Here is a 2,874-nt window from a genome sequence, read left to right as displayed (position 1 = left end):
GCAGAATCAGCGATAGATTAGGTATATCCCCGCATTGTCGATGCCGTGATAGGCCGGATGTTATTGCTTCATAGTCAGAGATACGCCCAACAACCGCTGCAGACACAAATCGAAGATATGTCCAACATATTGTTACAAACACAAGTTAGAGATATCATCCGACAAATCACTACAACAATATAGAGACAACATCACAACCTATCACAGCATCGGTAACTCGGCGATACCATCCGACATATGGTTGCATTGGCAACTCCACGCGTTAGCGCATAGCCCCTTTGGGGGCGTCTACAACGTTAGCCTATGGTAAGCTCCGCGTTAGCGGTGCGCAACCATAGGTCATAGCGTCCATCACGCCTATGCCTGGCGTAGCCCGGCGACAAGATAAAAATGACAACTTGGGCTACAGCCACAAAGACATATCTTTGTAGACCTATTAGGCAGACCGACAACCTAAACGACCTTTATCTGATACCCATTTTTAAGAAATGGCATAAAAATGGGTCTAAAACAGCGAATTTGACTGTATTTAACCGTTTTTTAACAACAGGAGGGGGGTAAAAGTTACCTTTTGTAGTAACTTTGCAAAATACATAAATATAGTGCAAATAATGTTTAGAAATAGCCTACTTATAGTTCTGTTCGGATTAATTACAGTGTATTTCCATCCGCTCAAGGCCAGTGTAACTTATTCTGATAGCGGTAGTCAGACTGTTGAAAATCTTGTTTATCAATCCGTTGTTTCGGAGGGATATGCTAAAGTTACCGGCCTCGCCTCCGGCAATGTGACTGCGATTAAAATCCCGGAGACAGTTACATTAGAGGTACAACGTACAGTTACTGATACGGAAGGTAAGACTACTACTGATTATGTATCCATGAAGTTTCCGGTACGTGAAATTGCAAGTAATGCATTTTCAGGAAAAAAAACACTTGCTTCGGTATTATTTAACAATAATCTTGTCACTATTGGAAGCTCTGCTTTTGCGAATTGTATTGGACTTAGCGGTACATTGCAAATTCCAGCGTCGGTGACTTCGATAGGATCTGGTGCTTTCTCAGGTTCCGGTATTAGAGAACTTGGATTTGGAGATGGATCAAAGTTGGTGGAATTAGGAAATTATGCTTTTTCAGATTGTGAAAATCTCTTGTCGGCAAAAATACCGAATCGTCTTGCCGAGATTCCGGAATCAGCATTTGCCAAAAGCGGATTGACCGAAATTTCGATATTGTCACCATCGACAACTAAAATCGGTAAGCAGGCGTTTTGGAAATGTGTGAACTTAAAAACGATACTGCTCCATAAAGATATTCAGGAGATAGACACTATGGCTTTCTCGAGTTGCGGCAATTTCAATGACCCGATAAATCTCACTTTTCCGGAAAATGTCACATCTTTGACTATCAGATGTCGTGCTTTTGAATGCGCTCATATTAAAGTGTTGACATTCAGTACCGGTACATTTAAGATTGAGGAATATGCGTTCTGTGAAAATAGCAATCTCGAGCAATTGCGTTTCCCTACAGAAAATATTAAAATAACACTTGGAGAGGGTGCCTTTTCTCAATGTCGTAATCTTAAGGATTTTAAAATGCCGGAGGGTCTTACTCGAATCGAAAATGGCTGTTTTTATGAATGTAAGTCATTGCGTGATATATTGTTGCCTAAATCGGTCAACTATCTTGGTAAACATTCGTTTGGCTGTATCGAGGAACTGAATTCGGCAAAGCGCTCGTGGTGCCCTGAATGTAACTCTGATGTAGTGTTGGATAATCAAGGGGCTTTCTATGATAGTGGAATTTCCATTTGTCTGACATGTGTGAATTATGATGAGAAAACAAAAAAGCATAAAGACATGTCGAAGTCACTTAGCGTAGCTCCTTCAAGAGCAACAGGACGTGGTGGAGTGATATTCGGAGAGGATGCATGCCGGAGATGTAGTAGACTCATTCATCTTCCGCCGGATATTATATCCATAGGCAAGAATGCGTTCTATGGATGTTACAATCTGTCGTGGATACCGATGACGGAAAACTATGTAATACCTGATTTTGCATATCAGTATAGTGGCATAGAGTCGGCTGATATAAAGCCTACGGTATATGAAATCGGGAAATATGCATTTGCAAATACCTCTAATTTACATGAGATAACGCTTCCGGACAGTCTGAAGACAATAAAGGAGGGGGCTTTTTATCATAATGATTTCCGTATAGTGGATCTTCCTTCTAAGGTAGATAATATTGGCTCCAAGGCTTTCATGCATGATGGTGGTGACTTGCTGGAACATGAGTATGAGGACTTCCTTATGATGATTGAGGAGAATAAGGCTTCCATGGATGAAGATGAATTCAATGAGTTCTATGATTATATGATAAAGAACTCGTATTTTGGAATCGAAGAGGTAATTTCGCATAATCCTGTTCCTCCTGTTATGGACGGGGAAGATGTATTCACTGCTTTTATTTACAAATATGCAGTATTACATGTTCCTGCCGATGCCATAGAGGCATATAAGGCGGCCCCTGTTTGGAGCCTCTTTGAAAAAATATATCCTATAGGTTCTTCCGGCATAGATGGTATTTATGACAATAAAGGTGTCATTTCGATAGAAAATGGAATATTGTCAATCAGTAATGTCGCTATGGATTGTCCAGTGGAGATATATACAGTTTCCGGTATGTTGATCAAGAGCCAAAAAGGAGAGGGTGAGATAGCCGGTCTTGCTCGCGGACTATATATCGTTCGTATAGGCGCTGACGTGCGAAAGATTTGGTTATAGTCATCTCCGATTAATTAAGACCCCGTTCACCAATATTTGTTAACGCTGGGGCGGTCAAGCGTCGTGCAGATGTGTTCGCGCAGAGAGGGAG

The 2,874-nt window shown here is 41.2% G+C and carries 1 protein-coding gene; it reads left to right on the top strand.

Annotated features, from left to right (window positions below):
- Nucleotides 1-611 precede the first annotated feature (611 nt).
- Complete coding sequence (locus K2I50_RS03430) at nucleotides 612-2,783, top strand: leucine-rich repeat domain-containing protein (protein WP_301024844.1); 2,172 nt, start codon at nucleotides 612-614, stop codon at nucleotides 2,781-2,783.
- The last annotated feature ends 91 nt before the right edge of the window (nucleotides 2,784-2,874 follow it).

Origin of the sequence: Muribaculum sp. (genome assembly GCF_029051885.1) — a bacterium.
Lineage (GTDB): Bacteria > Bacteroidota > Bacteroidia > Bacteroidales > Muribaculaceae > Muribaculum.
Note: the sequence above shows the minus strand (reverse complement) of the source record. Positions and strands in the feature narration are given on the sequence as shown.

What these genes read in the sequence shown, in the direction of transcription:
- K2I50_RS03430 (WP_301024844.1), top strand. Translation starts at nt 612, where the DNA reads ATGTTTAGAAATAGCCTACTTATAGTTCTGTTCGGATTAATTACAGTG.